We start from the raw sequence: 15,582 nt of genomic DNA on the forward strand, positions 1-15,582 counted from the left end.
GGCGCGCCAGCGGCAACGCCATCGGGGGAGGGCCGCGCTCGCGGTCCTTCTTCTCCTGCTGGCGGCGGGGTGGGCCATGAACCGCGTCCGCATCTACCACCGCGCCCAGCAGGTGCTGCCGTCCGCCATCGAGACCTCGGGCATGCAGCGCTTCGCGATGTCGCCCGGACAGCTGGAGTGCATGCTGCTGGGTCTGCTGGTGAGGTGCGAGTCGCATGGTGCGGTCATGCTGGAACTGTCCGACGCCGCGGCCACCGCGATCCAACGCGAAGGATTGGACTACTTCGACGGCGCCACCATCGCGCGCGGTGTGCTGTCGTCGCGTGGACCGGCGCGCTACGAAGCCTGGCGACCGTCGCCGCTGCCGGAGACGTGGCGCAAGTGGGATGACGGATCCGGCCTGTGGCCGGGCGTCATGCACGTGGACGTCGGTCCCGGCATGCGCCGCAGGCTCTCCTCCGCCTGGCAGGAAGGTGCGTACTTCACCCGTGATACCCGCGGCGGCACCTGGCTGGTGGTGCTGCCGAGCGAACGCCTCGTCGTCTACAGCTGGTGGGATTGAACGTCCCCGGGCTGTCTCGCCCCGGCCGATGGCGTGCGCTAGAGTTCAGGGATGACCTCTGCGCACACCATCGGCCTTTTTCGCGGGCCGGAGATCACGCCCTGGCTGGACGACGTCGCGCGCCTGCGCGTAGCGGTGTTCCGCGACTGGCCTTACCTCTATGAAGGCGACCTCGCCTACGAGCGCGACTACCTGGCGGCGTATGCGGCCTCGTCGGAAAGCCTGTTCGTGCTGGCCATGGAGAACGCGCAGGTCGTGGGCGCATCCACCGGCCTGCCGTTGGTCGATGACACCGAAGCTTTCCGCCAACCTTTCCTCGACAGCGCCTTCGATCCGGAAGACGTGTTCTATTTCGGCGAATCCGTGCTGCTGCCGGGGTATCGCGGTCGCGGCATCGGCCATGCCTTCTTCGATCATCGCGAGGCGCATGCACGCGCGCTGGGTAGGTTCGCCTGGACCGCGTTCTGCGCGGTGGATCGTGATGACAATGATTCGCGCAGGCCGGCCAACCATCGCGGCAACGAGGTGTTCTGGGGCAAGCGCGGCTACGAGCGGCGCCCCGGCATGACGATGCGCTTGCGCTGGGACGAAATCGGGCAGGGCGAGACCGATCACACGCTGACGTTCTGGCTGCGCCCGCTGGAGACTGCCCGATGAAAGTCGCCGTCGCCAAATATCCGATCCAGGCGCCGGCGGATTTCACTGCGTTCGCGCAACGCCAGGCGGCCGTGCTGGGCGATGCGGCCGCGCAGGGCGCACACATCGCCGTATTGCCGGAGTACTTGTCGCTGGAACTGGCCGCTACGTTCGATGCCGCCACGCAGGCAGACCTGCATGCCTCGCTCGCCGCGATCCAGTCATACCGCGATGCATGGTTGGCGCTGTACGCGGACCTGGCGAAGACGCTGGACCTGCACATCGTCGCCGGCACCTTCCTGCTGGCGAAGGCGAACGGTCGCTACCGCAACCGCTGCGATGTGTTCACCCCGCACGGTGCGCACCTCTGGCAGGACAAGCTGCAACTCACCGGGTTCGAGAAAGGCCTGGGCGTCATCGACGGCGGCGACGCGCTGACCGTATTCGACGTGGACGGCGTGCGCGCCGGTGTGGCCGTCTGCTACGACAGCGAATTCCCTTTGCCCGTGCGTGCGCAGGCCGAAGCCGGTGCGCGCCTGCTGCTGGTGCCCAGCTGCACCGACACCGAGGCCGGCGCCACCCGCGTGCGCGTGGGGTGCCTGGCGCGCGCGTTGGAGAACCGCGTGTTCGTGGCGCAGTCGGTGACGGCGGGCGAAGCGGCTTGGAGTCCGGCGCTGGACATCAACACCGGCGAGGCCGCGATCTTCGCGCCGATGGATCGGGGCCTGCCTGCGGACGGCGTGGTGGTGCAGACCTCGGGAGACCAGGTCTGGGCCTTCGCCGATCTCGACTTCGACGCGCTGGAGCGCAGCCGCGACGACGCGCAGGTGGCGAACGACCGGGACTGGGCGGGCCAGCTGAAACCCGCGATCACGCGCGCCCGACTGGACAAGCGCTGACGCGTTCCGATCAGCCCAGCAGGCTGACGCCGGGCACCAGCCAGATCGACAGTCCGGCCAGCGCCGACCCGATCACGGTCGCCGCCAGCACATCGCTGGGGTAATGCAGGCCGAGCACCACGCGCGAGGCCGCCACGCAGCCGGCGAACGGGATCAGCAGCGGCGCCAGCACGGGGTAGTGCGCCAGCGCGACCAGCGTGAACGCGACCGCGTGCAGCGTGTGCCCGGACGGGAAGCTGAATTCGTCCAGCGGTGCGATCCACGCACGGATGCGCACGTCGGAGGCGAACGGGCGCGGACGCCGCGTCCAGCGCTTGAGCAGCTTGTACAGCGTCAGCGCGATCACGCCCGTCCCGGCCAGGTGGGCGGAGGCCGCCAGGCCGTCCAGGCCGTCGGCGACGATCAGCGCGGCCATCAGCACGTACCAGAACACGCCGTCGCCCAGGCGGCTGACGACGGCGAAGAAACGGCGCACGCCGGTCCACTCGCCCCAGCGATTGGCGCGCAGGCACCAGCCGGTGTCCCGGCCCATGAAGGCATTACGCGGCAACAGCGGACGCATGGTGGCTTCTCCGGGTCAGGGCGAGATCGGTCAGCAGGGCATCGAAATCGGCGGCGACCTGTTCGGGGCGCAGGGCGCGCATCGCCGTGGCGGCCGCGGCGCCCATCGCACGGCGCCGCGACGGGTCCGCCGCCAGGCGCAGGGCGGAGGCCAGGAACGCCTCGTCGTCGTCCACCGCCGCGCCGTGCACGCCATCGATCAGATGCTCGCGCGCGGCGCCGTAGTTGAAGGCCACCGTCGGCACGCCGCTGGCCATCGCTTCCAGGGTGACGTTACCGAAGGTTTCGCTGTGGCTGGAGAACAGGAACAAGTCGCCGCTGGCGAAGTGGCGCGCCAGCGCTTCGCCGCGCTGGATACCGCAGAAGATGAAGTCCGGATGCGCCTGCGCCACCGGTTCGCGGAGCGGGCCGTCGCCCACCCAGACGAACTTCGCGGTCGGGTGCTGTTGCCGGATGGCCTCGAAGGCCCGGATCGACAGGTCCAGGTTCTTCTCCGCCGCGATCCGACCCACGTAGATCACCGCCACATCGTCCGGCTGCAGACCCCATTGCGCGCGCAGCGTGTCGTCGCGGCGTGCCGGGCTGAAGTGCTGTGCGTCGACGGCACGCGCCAGCCGCACGACGTGCTGAAAGCCCTGCGCCTGCAGGAAATCGGCCAGCTCGCGCGTGGGCACCAGCGTGGCCTGCGCGCCATTGTGGAAACGGCGCATCCAGCGCAGCGCGGTGTGTTCGAGGAAGCGCGCGCCATAGTCGCGCATGTATTCGTCGAAGCGTGTGTGGAAGCCGGTGGCCACCGGGATGCCCAGGCGGCGCGCGGCGCGCACGGCCGACCACCCCAAGGGGCCTTCCGTGGCCACGTAGATCGCGTCCGGCGGGGAATTTTTCCACTGCGCCAGCAGGCGCCGGGTGGCCGGAAGACCGAATTTCAGGCCGGGGTAGCGCGGCAGGCGGGCGCCGCGTACCAGCAGCGTATCGTCCGGCGCCACGGTCTCGGTCGTCTGCCGCGGGCGCACCAGCGACACCGCGTGCCCCCGCTGGCGCAGGCCGGTTTCCAGCCCCTGCACGGTGAGGGCGACGCCGTTGACTTCCGGCGGGTACGTCTCGGTGACGATGGCAAAGCGCATGCGCAGCTCCACGTTTTGCGCATGCTGGGGGCGAGAGATGTAGCGGATGTGTCGGATCGGTGACCGTGGGATGACGGTGTGCGCTGGGCCCGTTCTGGGCGCGGGGACCGTTCAGGTGGCGGGGGTCTCGTCGGCAAGCAGATGCGCCAACCAGCGGGTCCTCACGTGTGGGGACAAGGCGCGCTTGACGCCGACATAGTCGCTGTCATGCGAAAGCGCATGGGCCACCGCCTGCAGCACGCGCTCGAAGAGCCCGGCATCGCCACCACCGATGAGCACCACGTAAGCCGTGTCCTCGTCCTCATCGACCAACTTGCGCACACGTACCCAGTCCGCTCCCTCACACAGATCCACCGCGTAGCCGGTCCCGCCACGAAACGCGGGCCACGCACGCAGGCCGTCGGCCAGGTCCGTGGGTCTGGAGAAGTAGGACAGCAGCTGCGCTTCGTGGGTGTGCGCCATCACCGAGGTCACGTCGTGTAAAGAACGAAGCCGGTGCCACTGCCCGGCAGGCTGGACGTGCAGATGATCGTGTTCGTGTTCGAACCAACCTCGTCGATCGACGTGTGCAGCCGATGCAGGATGTCGTCGAAGGCCTTCCGCCTCGCCGGCATGGAGATCTCCCAGGTGACCACCCAGAATTCGTTGTTCTTGCTGCCCTCGATCTTGCCGGCCAGGCCCGGATAGTTCACGCGTGCGCGGCAGTCGATGGCCATCGCATGCTCGAGGAACCGCGCGGAGAAGCTGAAGGTGTGCGTCTCCCCGACCGGCAGCGCATAGCGGTGGCCCAGGGTCCAGATGCGATACCTGCGCAGGTAATGCTGATACATCCGCCACCCGAGCGTAGCGAGGGCGGCCAGTGCGCCGATAAGGATGAGCGTTTCCATGGCGCGATCGTACAGCCCTTCGGTGTCAGCGCGTCCGGCGCGTGCGGGGCGGTCCCGCATCCTTGCGCACGCGGGCCTTGTAGGCCTTGGTCACCAGCGCCCTGACGACGCTGGGTGTGGCCTTCGCCAACGCGATCCGCAGGCCCAGCACCTTGCTGCCCCAGAACAGCTTCTCGACGAACGCGGGATACATCGCCAAGGCCTGCTCGCGGTCTTCCTCGCCGAGAAACACATGTACGTGTGTTTCCTCCGGCGGGACGGTCACGAAGATCTTGTCGCGCACACGGAACGAAGAATACGTGTGGTGCGGCGCCTCGGTCACCGCTTCCAGCGACAGCGCATGCGTGCGGACGTCGTCCAGTTTCATCTGAAGTGCCCCGCGGTTGGACCGCGTGCCTTCATGCGGGCCGCGTGCCCCGTGCCAACCGATGCCCCAGCCACGCCATCGGCAGGTAGCCGAGCACCAGGTCGACCACGGCGAACCACAGCGGCGAGGGCAGCATCGCAACCGCGGCGATGCCGCCGGTCAGGAACAGGGCGCCCACCACCCAGGCCGGGCCGCGGGTCCGCCCGGGTGTCGCCAGCGTGGCGACGAACGCGCCGACGAGCGTGCCGATCGCATGGGCCAGGAACGGGAACAGGAAGTGCTTCGGCGCGAACAGCGGCATCGCTGCTTTCAGGCCTTCGGGGGTGGTGGTGTCCACGCCAGCAGGGGGCGGGATCACATGGCCGCTGAGCATGACCAGCGCCATGTTGACGAGGCTGCCGACGAACAGCCCGGCGATGACGGCCAGGATCAAACGGAACACACGCTTCATGACAACCTCCGGCAAGGAACGCGAGGGACTGCCCGTCGGCGTGGGGCCGGCCGTGACTGTGGGCGACTATAGCCGAGCCTATACGTGTCTCGGGACCTATGCCGTCGCATGGGCTTTGATACCACTTCGCATGGCCGCCCATACGCTCGCATAAGGCGCGCCACACGGCCGCATATGGACGGTGACGTGCCATGTGTGTCCATTGATACCAATAGGTATCAAGCGAGACATGCACCGGTATCGACAGCCATGATCCGGAGCATCGCCGGCCAGTACTTCGCCCATGGCAGCCGATACGGCCAAGCAACGCGCGCGATGCCGGAAAGGACGCGAATGAGGCCATTCGGTATCCACGAAGAGACCAATAGGTGTGGTCCTTCAATACCCGTTCCATGGCGTGCCATGCCGTGACGTGTGTGGCGCGACCCGACAGTGGGGGTCTGAGGTCCGATCGCAGGTGAGGATGAAGATCGCCGGATCCGCGTCGGGAGCGGGAGGCCATGACATCCCATTGACGCGCTATCCGGCGCCCCATGTGGGGCGCGGGGTTTCCCGTTCTCGACGCCTATAGAGGGATGCGACGCGCGTCGGACGCGATGTGCCCGGGTGCGACGCGCATGGCCCGCATGCCTTGCGCGTATGTGACGCCCGGTCGGTGCCGACACTCTCCCGTATCTACAACGAGTCCCATGGCGCTCGATGCGGACCGCGCTACCAGGCGAACCCTTCCTTCCAGTCGTCCTGCGGCAACCAGGTGGTCTGGTCGGGCGATGCGGCATCGACCTGGCCGGCCGCCACGCTGCGCGCCACGGCCGGTTCGATGTCCGAGAAGCGGGCGGCGCGAGAGCCGATGCCGGCGCCCAAGAGGTTGTTGTGGATGTCCATGGCATTGGCGCGCTTGCCGCGCCGTTCCATCACGCCGTTGACCAGATTGATGGCACGCGCGTCCAGCGTATAGGCCACGACCGCACTGGCGAGCGTGTGCCGGTAGGCATCCAGCGGACCGTGCCGGCCGCCGGGCAGCGGGCTCTGCAGGACGTGGGACCAGGTATACGTCAGCACGAAGGCGGGATACACCGCCAGCACCAGGGCGAGCAGCACGAGCCGGCGCAGCCAGGGGCGTTTGTTTTTCGACGGCTTCATCGGGTCTAGAAATCCTGCGGTTCGACCACCACTGCCGTGCCATAACACAGCACCTCGGTAAGGCCGGCCATCACGTCGGTGGCGTCGTAGCGCACGGCGACGATCGCATTGGCGCCCAGTTGCCGGGCGTGCTGCAGCATGTCGCGGTAGGTTTCGTCGCGGGCCTGTTCGCACAGCTCGGTATAGATGGTGATGTTGCCGCCGAACAGCGACTGCAAGCCTCCCAGGAAGTTGCCCACGATCGAACGGGAGCGCACGGTGATGCCGCGCACCATGCCGAGGTTGCGGCGGATGCGGTAGCCGGGCAGGTCCATGGCGGTGGTCACCATGGCGTCGCTGAGGTGCGTGCCGGTGGCAGGCGAAGGCGCGTAGGCGGAGGACGAATTGTAGGGATCGGTCATCGGGCGTCCAGAAGAGGCGTCGTGCGGAGAAGGTTGCTACGCGGTGGGTCAGGGGTCGAGGTGGCTAAGGAGTTCGGTGACGACGGCCTGCCAGTCCTGGAACTCGTCGGTCTCTTCCCACAGTTCCCGAAGTTCGGAGTTGTCGGCCAGGATGCGGGTCAGCGCCGTCCGCGCCCGGGTGGCGAGGTCGGCATCGAGGGTGGGGCGGATGCGGGCAAGCCACTCCGTCAACCCTTCTTCCTGCTGCGCGGCAGGCGTGGGGCGCCCGAGCGCAGCCGCCACGATCTCCGCCGCGGCAATGGCCACGGTCGCATCGGACGCTTCTACATACTCGGTCGACGTCAGCACGTTGTCGAACACCTCACCGAGCAGCGACAGGTCGCCGCTCTCGAGTGCGTCGATCATGAAATCCGCCGCGTCGTCGTTCTCGAACGAGCCGATACCCCAGGTGCCCATGCATTCCCCTTGTTCGAAAGGCGCGGTTTGGCTAACAGGAGAGAAGTCTACGGGGCCAGGGAGTGCAAGCGCGCCGCGTCGCGCAGGCGGAGGGCCTCCTGTCGTTCCTCAAGCGGACGCATGAAGACCCCCGGCTTGATGCCTTCGAAGCGTGGGCCTTGCAACAGGATTAGGCGCGGTTCGGAGGGAGTGGCATGCGCGCCCTGGATCTGACCCAACGAATAATGGAGGTGGGAGGCCAATGGCACATACACGTGCGATGGTACGTGGGAGGCGTTTGTCAGCAGGACTTCGTCAACGGTGATCCGAAGCCTGATCTGGTTTCGCAATCCGGGTCCGGTTCGTGCCTTGGGGTTGGTGATCTGCTTCCCCTCGCCATCGATCATGTCAACGCCGGTGACGCGGCCGACGAAGATATGGTCGGCACCTACCGCCATTTCCTCCAGCGTTGCCTCGAACGGAAGCCCGGCCAAAGCCGTGGCAGGAGACAACGCCAGCAGCATAATGAGGATCAGTGACATCCATCCGTTGGTGAGTCGCATCAAGATGATTCTCCATTCAATGAGATCAGTATCCGATCGGACACTAGGCATGACACGCGTAAGGCATCCCGTTACGGCACCCGTCCGCCCCGCGCCGCCGTAAACAACGCATACCACTCCTCGCGCGACAGCGGCACGTCGTCCGCTGCGGCGCAGGCCACCAGACGGACGGCGTCGGTGGTGCCGACGATGGGTTGGATGCCCGCGGGATGACGCAGCAGCCAGGCGAGTTGGATCGCTTCGGGTGCTACGCCCTTCGCATCGGCCAGTTGGCGAAGCAGGGTCGCGGTCTCGCGGATCACCGGGTCGGAGAACTCGGACGTGCTGGCGAGCTTGCCGCTGGCCAGGGGCGACCAGGCCTGCACGCAGATGTCGTGCAGACGGCAATAGTCCAGCGTGCCAGCGGCGGAGGCATAGGCATGTCCAGTGGTGTTCGCGACCACGCCTTCGTCGATCAGCGGCAGGTGCAACAGGCTGATTTCCACCTGGTTGGCCACCAGCGGCTGTCGCACATGGCGGCGCAGCAGCTCGATCTGGCAGGGCGTGTGATTGCTGACGCCGAAGTGCCGCACCTTGCCGCTGGCGTGCAAGGCATCGAAGGCCCGCGCGACTTCTTCCGGCTCTACCAGCGCATCGGGGCGGTGCAGCAGCAGGACATCCAGATACTCCACGCCCAGCCGCGCCAGACTGCCATCGACCGACGCCACGAGGTGGTCATGGCTGAAGTCGTAGCGCTGCGGGGTGCCCGGCGGATCATCGGCGAAACGGATGCCGCACTTCGATTGCAGGACCATCCGCGCGCGCAGGCTTGGCGAGCCCCGCAGCACATCGCCGAACACCCGCTCGGACTTGCCGCGCGCATAGATGTCCGCATGGTCGAACAGGGTGATGCCGTGGGCCAGCGCGGTTTCCACCAGCCGTTGCGCGTTGCGGCGCTCGTCCGCAGTGACCGGCGAGGCATCCCAGGCACGGCTCAGGTGCATGCAGCCGTAGCCGATGCGAGACGTGGCCAAGCCATCGGCGAGGGGATAGGTCTTCATGGAGGAAGCAGGGAGGACGGGAACGGCATCATGCCAGAGCGTCGCGCCGGATCAGTTGCGCGTTCGTTCGGCGGCCAGCATCTGCGCCAGCATCTCCACTTCCAGCGGCCGTGCCAGGTGGTAACCCTGCACGTCGTCCACGCCCAGCGCCTGCAACGCCGCGAGTTCCGTGGCGGTCTCCACCCCTTCGGCGACGACGTGCGACTGGGTCTGGCGCGCGAACTCGATGAGGGCGGCGGCCAGGGCGCGGCGTGGCGAGTCGGTATCGATGTCGCGGGTCAGGCTGAGGTCCAGTTTGATGATGTCCGGGTGGATCGCCAGCACGTGGCGCATGCTGGCGTAGCCCGCGCCGGCGTCATCGACGGCCACGCGCACGCCGGCCTCGCGCAAGGGCGCAAGGTGCTTGTTGAGCAGGCCGTAGTCGTCCACCAGCGAGTGCTCGGTGATTTCCAGCACGACCCGGTGCGGGTCGAGATCGTCGATGTAACCGTCGATGCCCCCGCTGATGATCGTCTGTGGCGACACGTTGAGGGCCACGTAGAAATCGCCCGGAAGGCCGCGCAGGCCATCCAGCGCCGAGAGGATGGCATTGAGCTCCAGACGCACGCCCAGGCCGATCTCGCGCGCTTCGGCGAACCACACGTCCGGCGTGCGCTGCGGTTCCAGCTTGAAGCGCGAGAGGCATTCCACGCCGACGATGCGACGCTCGCTGCTGCGGAAGATCGGCTGGTACACCACGTGGGGTTGGCCGAGCTCCAGTACGGCGGTAACGCGCGCCACTTTCTCTTCATGAGCGTGCACGGCGTCCAGGTCGCCGTCGATCTGGTACGCCAGCAGGTCGGCGAAGGCGCGCATCATCTGCAGGTCGCGCTGGCCGAGCGACAGATTAGAGGCCAGGCTGAAGCAGCAGAAGGTGCCGTACACACGGCCATCGCGCAGCTGGATGGGCACGCTGAGGTGGGCGCCGATGGGCAGCAACGCGGTTTCGGGAATATGGGCGAGCAGCGGCACGGCCGCCGTATCGGGGATCAGCTGCGGAATCTGCCCTTCGACCACCCGCATGCAGTAGCCCTCTTCGAGCGGGCTGGAATCGCCGGGACGGATCGGGGCCGGGTCCAGCCGGCTCGCCACGTGGCGGAAGATGCGGTCGCGGCCGTTGAACTCGGAGACGAACGCCACGTCCATGTCGAGGTGGCGGCGCACCGCATCCAGCATGCGATCCACGTTGCGGCCGATCGCGGCGGCACCGGGACCGCCTTCGAGCCAGGCGTCGGACAGCAGGTCCTCATGGGTTCTTCGATCGATCACGGCTTCCTCCTGAAGACAGGCATACGACGAAGTACAACAGCCGTCGGGCCTGCTCCCGCCGCAGGGGCGGACGGGGAGGATGGCGTGGGAGCAACGGGCGACGGGCCACGCCGCAGACCTCTCGGCAGCCCCGAGTGTACCTTCAAGTCACAGAAGTGGAGGTGGAGGGCCGGCCCGACTCAGGCCACGAACGGCTTGAACGCCACGCCCAGGCCCTGCATGTCCTCGGGCTCGCCCAGCAGGTCCGAGCGCAGCAGCGGGCGGGCATCGATCCATTTCTTGCTGACCACCAGGTCCAGGCGCTCGCCCTGGGCGGTCAGGTCCAGCCGGGGGATCGCTTCGTTGTCGTGCGAGCGGTGCAGCAGGACGGCCAGCCGTAGCAGCGCGGCCTTGCGCTTGGCGCTCAGCAGCAGGCGGTCGGGCAGGGCGTCGAAGGCGTTCTTTGGGACGTTGCGGCGATGCGTGCGCACGAGCGCCGAGAGCACCTGCTGTTCCTGTCGGGAGAAACCAGCGATGTCCGAGTGCTCCAGCAGGTAGGCACCGTGCACGTGATACTGGCTGTGCGCGATGACCAGGCCGATCTCGTGCAGGCGCGCGGCCCAGCCGAGCATGCGTGCATCGTCGTCGTCCAGGCCCCAGCTCTGTTCGACCTGTTCGAACAGGCGCATCGCGGTGGCTTCCACGCGCGCGGCCTGGAACTCGTCAATGCCGTAGCGCTGCATCAGCGCGGCGGTGGACAGGTCGCGTGGGTCGTTGTCGCCGCCGCGGCCGAGCATGTCGAACAGGATGCCTTCGCGCATCGCCGCCTTGCTGACCATCAGGCGCTGCAGGCCCAGCGCTTCGAACGCGGCCTCCAGCACCAGCACGCCACCGGCGATGATCGGCCGGCGGTCGTTGGACAGCCCGGGCAGGTCGATGTCCTCGATGCGGTCAGCCTGCAGCAACTTGTCGCGTACCTGCGGCAGCGCCTCGGCGGTTACGGCGCCCTTGGTGAGCTTCATCGCCGCGCAGATCTCGCCGATGGCCTTGTTGGTGCCGGAGGAGCCGATGGCTTCCTGCCAGCCCAGGCTGCGGTAAAGGCCGGCGAACTGCTGGAACTCGGCGCCGATCTCGGTGAGCGCTTCCTTCCAGCGCTTGCGCGAGAGCTTGCCGCCGGGGAAGAAACGGCGCGTGCTGGCGATGCAGCCGGCCTGCAGGCTTTCGCGTTCCAGCGTCTCGAAGCCGCGGCCGATGATGAACTCGGTCGAGCCGCCGCCGATGTCGATCACCAGCCGTCGCTGGTTGGGCTTGGGCGGCTGCGCATGGGCGACGCCCAGATAGATCAGGCGCGCCTCTTCGCGGCCCGAGACCACTTCGATCGGCTTGCCCAGCGCGGCTTCGGCCGGGACCAGGAAATCGAGCGGCTCGCGCAGCTGGCGCACCGTGTTGGTGGCCAGCGCGCGCACGCGCGTGGACGGGATGTCGCGGATGCGCTGGCCGAAGCGCGAGAGGCAGTCGAGTGCGCGTTGGCGGGCGGCGGCGGAGAGGCCGCCCTTGCCGTCGAGGCCATCGGCCATGCGCACGGTCTCGCGCAGGCGGTCCACGACGCGCAACTGGCCCAGGACGGAACGCGCGACCACCATGTGGAAGCTGTTCGAACCCAGGTCGATGGCGGCCAGCATGTCCCCGTCCTGCAACGGCGGGGAGGTGGGGGATGAGAAGGGCACCATGCGCGCAGTTTAGCCGGTGGCGGCGCCGCTGGCTTCTTACACTTTCGCCAACAGTGTGCCCTGCGCCGAGTGCGGCGCGTCGTCGCCGGGGGTCAACTTCAGGTAGCTGCCATCGGCCTGCAGTTCCCAGGCGTTGCAGTTGTCGTCCAGGTAGTTCTGCAGCCCGTCCTTGAACACGCGCGCGGCGATGTCCTTGTCGAGCAGGGGGAAGCAGGTCTCCACGCGGTGCAGCAGATTGCGTTCCAGCCAGTCGGCGGAGGCGCAGTACAGTTCCGCCGAACCGTCGTTGCCGAACCAGTAGATGCGGCTGTGTTCCAGGAAGCGCCCGACGATGGAGCGCACGCGGATGTTGTCGGAAATCCCGGGCACGCCAGGGCGCAGCGCGCAGGCACCACGCACGATCAGGTCGATCTGCACGCCGGCCTGCGAGGCGGCGTAGAGCGCGCGGATGATGCGCGGCTCGTTGATCGCGTTGATCTTGGCGATGATGCGCGCGGGCTTGCCGGCCCTGGCCAGCTTGGCCTCGCGTTCGATCTTCTTGATCAGGCCGGGGTGCAGGGTGAAGGGCGATTGCAACAGGCGCTTGAGCTTGGTGGTCGGCGCCAGGCCGGACAGCTGCTGGAACAGCAGGTGCACGTCGTTGCCGACGTCCGGGTCGGCCGTGATCAGGCCGATGTCGGTGTACGCGCGCGCCGTGCCGCTGTGGTAGTTGCCGGTGCCCAGGTGCACGTAGCGGCGCAGCTTGCGCCCCTCGCGGCGGACGATGAGCAGCATCTTGGCGTGGGTCTTGTAGCCCACCACGCCGTACACGACCTGCGCGCCGGCTTCCTGCAGGCGGTCGGCGACGCCGAGGTTGGCGTCCTCGTCGAAGCGCGCGCGCAGCTCGACCACCACGGTGACGTCCTTGCCGTTGCGCGCGGCCTGGACCAGTGCATCGACGATGGCCGAATCCTTGCCGGTGCGGTACAGGGTCTGCTTGATCGCCAGCACCTCGGGATCGACGGCCGCCTGCTTGATCAGTTCGTGCACCGAGGCGAACGAGTCGAAGGGGTGGTGCAGCAGCACATCGCCGTCGGCCACCTTTTCGAAGATCGCATCGCTGTCGCGCAAGGTGCGCGGGGTGAAGGCGGGGTATTTCAGCTCCGGGCGCTGCACCAGGTCGTAGACCTGGATGACGCGATTGAGATTAACCGGCCCGTTGATCGGGTAGACCGCGTTGTCGGGCAGGGCGAAGTTCTGCAGCAGCGTGCGCACGATGGGCTTGGGGCAGTCGTGCGCGATCTCCAGCCGCACGGCGGGGCGGTAGCCACGGCCGACCAACTCGTCGCGCAGCGCCAGCGCGAGGTTCTCCACTTCCTCCTCGTCAACCACGACCTCGGAGTTGCGGGTCACGCGGAACTGGTAGGAGCCCTTGACCTCCATGCCCGGGAACAACTCGTCGACGAACACCGACAGCACCGAGGACAGCAGGACGAAATCGTGCTCGCCGCCGGACACGCGCTGCGGCAGATGGATGATCCGCGGCAGCGAGCGCGGCGCGCGCACGATGGCCAGGTGGCCGGCGCGGCCGAACGCATCCTTGCCCTTCAGCACGACGACGATGTTCAACGACTTGTTGAGGATCTTCGGAAACGGATGCGCCGGGTCCAGGCCCAGCGGCGACAGCACCGGCATGATCTCGTTGCGGAAGTAGGCGCGCAGCCAGCGCGTCTGCCGCGCGTTCCAGCTGTCGCGGCCGAACACGCGCACGCCCGCTTCGGCCAGGCTGGGGCGCAGGACTTGGTTCCAGCACTTGTATTGCGCGTCGACCAGTTCGGCGGCGCGGTCGTGGATCTTGTTGAGCACGGTGGCCGGGCTCATGCCGTCGGCGCCGGGTGGCAGGCCGAAGTCCTGCGCGTGGCGGACGGTGGCGGCGCGGATCTCGAAGAACTCGTCCAGATTGGTGCAGGAGATGCACAGGAAGCGCAGGCGCTCCAGCAGCGGCACCGACGGGTCCTGCGCCTGCGCCAGCACGCGGAAGTTGAAGTCCAGTTGCGACAGTTCGCGATTGAGGTAGAGCGCGGGATCGCGCAGCACGTCTTCACCGGTCGGGGCGGCGGGCGTCGTGTCGAGGGCGGCGTTCATGCGGTCTGGTCCGTCAGGGCGGGGGTGGGGGCGTCGAGGCGCGGTTCCACGCGATCGGCGCCGAAGTGCACGGAGAATGTGCTGCCGTGGCCGACTTCGCTTTCGATCTCGAGCCGGGCCTGGTGCAGGTTGAGCACGTGCTTGACGATGGACAGGCCAAGGCCCGTGCCGCCGCTTTCGCGCGAGCGGCTGGTCGACACGCGATAGAAGCGCTCGGTGATGCGGGGCAGGTGCGAGGACGGGATGCCGTAGCCGGTGTCGCGCACGCTGAGCACGGCGCCCTCGCCTTCGCGTGCGAAGCGGACCGTGATGGTGCCGCCGACCGGGGTGTAGCGCACCGCGTTGCTGACCAGGTTGGAAAACGCGCTGTGCAGTTCCTTGTTGGAGCCGGCCAGGTCCACGCCGGCGTCGTCCTGCACGACGATGGTGTGCCGGCGCTGGCTCAGTGCTTCGGCTTCGCGGCGCAGCGTGGCGAGCATCGGCGCCATCGCGACGTTCTCGTCGGGCAGGCTCTCCTGCGCTTCCAGGCGCGAGAGCGTCAGCAGGTCTTCGACCAGCTGGGTCATGCGCTGGGACTGCTTCTGCATTTCGCTGAGCATCGGCGCCCAGTCCGGGTACTCGGTTGGCTCCAGCATGTCGAGGTAGCCGTGCACGACGGTCAACGGAGTACGCAGTTCGTGCGACACGTTGGCGACGAAATCGCGGCGCATCTGCTCCAGGCGCAGCATCTTGCTGACGTCGCGCGCGACCAGCAGCCAGTACTGGTCGGAATAGGGGATCAGGCGCAGGTTGAGGCGCAGGTCCGGGTCCACCGGCGAGGCGGCATCGAGCATCGGCTCGGCGTTGCGGCCGGCGGCCAGCCAGTGCGACATCGGCAGGGGTTGCAGGCGGTCGCCGACCGGCGCGCCGATATCCGCCGGGTACTGCAGGCCGAGCAGGCTGCCGGCGGCCTTGTTGAACCACTGCACGCGCTGGCTGTTGCGCTCGACCACGACGACGGCGTCGGGCAGGGCCGCGGCCGCGGCGCGGTAGGCGCGCAGCATGTCGAGCAGCCGGCGCTTGCGGGTGCGCATCTCGGCCTGGCCGCGGAACAGCAGGCGGTCGAGTTCGTTCCACACGCCCTGGCCCTGGGCCGGTTCAAGCCGTTGCCGCGCGGTCAGCCGGAGCAGCACCTTGCGCAGTCGCCAGTAATGCCAGGCCACCACGCCCAGCGCGGCCAGGGTGACCACCGGCCATACTTGGCCCAGCAGCAGGCCGACGACCACGGCCAGCGCCAGGATGCCGGCCAGCTGGCCGAGCGTCTTGAACCACGCGGAACGGATGTGGTGGGGCATGGATCGATTGTAGGCAGATATGTATGACAGCGACGCGC

18 protein-coding genes are annotated in these 15,582 nt (G+C 67.8%); 3 read left to right on the forward strand and 15 right to left on the reverse strand.

All coding sequences use genetic code 11. The features are described from left to right. Nucleotides 1–76: 76 nt before the first annotated feature. The 3 genes from AC23D6_RS06965 to AC23D6_RS06975 are packed head-to-tail and all read left to right on the forward strand — an operon-like array spanning nucleotide 77 to nucleotide 2,097. The gene (locus AC23D6_RS06965; RefSeq protein WP_487752055.1) at nucleotides 77–562 is read left to right on the forward strand and encodes a hypothetical protein; all 486 of its coding nucleotides are present in this window, start codon (nucleotides 77–79) and stop codon (nucleotides 560–562) included. Nucleotides 563–613: 51 nt separating this feature from the next. Beyond that, complete coding sequence (locus AC23D6_RS06970) at nucleotides 614–1,219, forward strand: GNAT family N-acetyltransferase (RefSeq protein ID WP_487752056.1); 606 nt, start codon at nucleotides 614–616, stop codon at nucleotides 1,217–1,219. After that, nucleotides 1,216–2,097: a carbon-nitrogen hydrolase family protein gene (locus AC23D6_RS06975; protein WP_487752057.1), complete on the forward strand. Its 882-nt coding sequence runs from the start codon at nucleotides 1,216–1,218 to the stop codon at nucleotides 2,095–2,097. Before AC23D6_RS06970 ends, AC23D6_RS06975 begins: the two co-directional genes overlap by 4 nt. 10 nt (nucleotides 2,098–2,107) lie before the next feature. Here the strand turns inward: AC23D6_RS06975 and AC23D6_RS06980 are convergent, their stop codons facing one another. The 15 genes from AC23D6_RS06980 to phoR all read right to left on the reverse strand — a co-directional run bounded on the left by AC23D6_RS06980 (nucleotide 2,108) and on the right by phoR (nucleotide 15,544). Further along, complete coding sequence (locus AC23D6_RS06980) at nucleotides 2,108–2,659, reverse strand: phosphatase PAP2 family protein (protein WP_487752058.1); 552 nt, start codon at nucleotides 2,657–2,659, stop codon at nucleotides 2,108–2,110. Further along, entirely contained in the window at nucleotides 2,637–3,782 is a 1,146-nt protein-coding gene (locus tag AC23D6_RS06985; protein WP_487752059.1) for a glycosyltransferase family 4 protein, read from the reverse strand. Before AC23D6_RS06985 ends, AC23D6_RS06980 begins: the two co-directional genes overlap by 23 nt. A gap of 111 nt (nucleotides 3,783–3,893) precedes the next feature. Beyond that, a complete protein-coding gene (locus tag AC23D6_RS06990) occupies nucleotides 3,894–4,244 on the reverse strand; it encodes a hypothetical protein (RefSeq protein WP_487752060.1) in 351 nt (116 codons plus the stop codon). Nucleotides 4,245–4,252: 8 nt separating this feature from the next. Continuing rightward, a complete protein-coding gene (locus tag AC23D6_RS06995) occupies nucleotides 4,253–4,669 on the reverse strand; it encodes a hypothetical protein (RefSeq protein WP_487752061.1) in 417 nt (138 codons plus the stop codon). Nucleotides 4,670–4,694: 25 nt separating this feature from the next. Beyond that, the gene (locus AC23D6_RS07000; RefSeq protein ID WP_487752062.1) at nucleotides 4,695–5,036 is read right to left on the reverse strand and encodes an MmcQ/YjbR family DNA-binding protein; all 342 of its coding nucleotides are present in this window, start codon (nucleotides 5,034–5,036) and stop codon (nucleotides 4,695–4,697) included. 31 nt (nucleotides 5,037–5,067) lie between these two features. Then, nucleotides 5,068–5,487: a hypothetical protein gene (locus AC23D6_RS07005; RefSeq protein ID WP_487752063.1), complete on the reverse strand. Its 420-nt coding sequence runs from the start codon at nucleotides 5,485–5,487 to the stop codon at nucleotides 5,068–5,070. 711 nt (nucleotides 5,488–6,198) lie between these two features. Then, nucleotides 6,199–6,630, reverse strand: a complete 432-nt coding sequence (locus tag AC23D6_RS07010; protein ID WP_487752064.1) for a hypothetical protein — start codon at nucleotides 6,628–6,630, stop codon at nucleotides 6,199–6,201. A gap of 5 nt (nucleotides 6,631–6,635) precedes the next feature. Further along, nucleotides 6,636–7,031 (reverse strand): YbjQ family protein, encoded by a 396-nt coding sequence (locus AC23D6_RS07015; RefSeq protein ID WP_487752065.1) that lies wholly within the window; start codon nucleotides 7,029–7,031, stop codon nucleotides 6,636–6,638. A gap of 48 nt (nucleotides 7,032–7,079) precedes the next feature. Continuing rightward, complete coding sequence (locus tag AC23D6_RS07020) at nucleotides 7,080–7,487, reverse strand: DUF4259 domain-containing protein (protein ID WP_487752066.1); 408 nt, start codon at nucleotides 7,485–7,487, stop codon at nucleotides 7,080–7,082. Between the two features lie 47 nt (nucleotides 7,488–7,534). Further along, nucleotides 7,535–8,029: a hypothetical protein gene (locus tag AC23D6_RS07025; protein ID WP_487752067.1), complete on the reverse strand. Its 495-nt coding sequence runs from the start codon at nucleotides 8,027–8,029 to the stop codon at nucleotides 7,535–7,537. A gap of 71 nt (nucleotides 8,030–8,100) precedes the next feature. Then, nucleotides 8,101–9,069 (reverse strand): aldo/keto reductase, encoded by a 969-nt coding sequence (locus AC23D6_RS07030; RefSeq protein ID WP_487752068.1) that lies wholly within the window; start codon nucleotides 9,067–9,069, stop codon nucleotides 8,101–8,103. Between the two features lie 51 nt (nucleotides 9,070–9,120). Next, nucleotides 9,121–10,377, reverse strand: a complete 1,257-nt coding sequence (locus AC23D6_RS07035; protein ID WP_487752069.1) for a sensor domain-containing phosphodiesterase — start codon at nucleotides 10,375–10,377, stop codon at nucleotides 9,121–9,123. Nucleotides 10,378–10,556: 179 nt separating this feature from the next. Beyond that, nucleotides 10,557–12,086, reverse strand: a complete 1,530-nt coding sequence (ppx, locus tag AC23D6_RS07040) for an exopolyphosphatase (protein ID WP_487752070.1) — start codon at nucleotides 12,084–12,086, stop codon at nucleotides 10,557–10,559. A gap of 36 nt (nucleotides 12,087–12,122) precedes the next feature. Continuing rightward, the gene (gene ppk1, locus AC23D6_RS07045; RefSeq protein WP_487752071.1) at nucleotides 12,123–14,210 is read right to left on the reverse strand and encodes a polyphosphate kinase 1; all 2,088 of its coding nucleotides are present in this window, start codon (nucleotides 14,208–14,210) and stop codon (nucleotides 12,123–12,125) included. Then, nucleotides 14,207–15,544, reverse strand: coding sequence for a phosphate regulon sensor histidine kinase PhoR (gene phoR / locus AC23D6_RS07050; protein WP_487752072.1), 1,338 nt, complete (start codon nucleotides 15,542–15,544; stop codon nucleotides 14,207–14,209). Before phoR ends, ppk1 begins: the two co-directional genes overlap by 4 nt. Between the last annotated feature and the right edge of the window lie 38 nt (nucleotides 15,545–15,582).

It is taken from the genome of Pseudoxanthomonas sp. G3, from assembly GCF_057654715.1.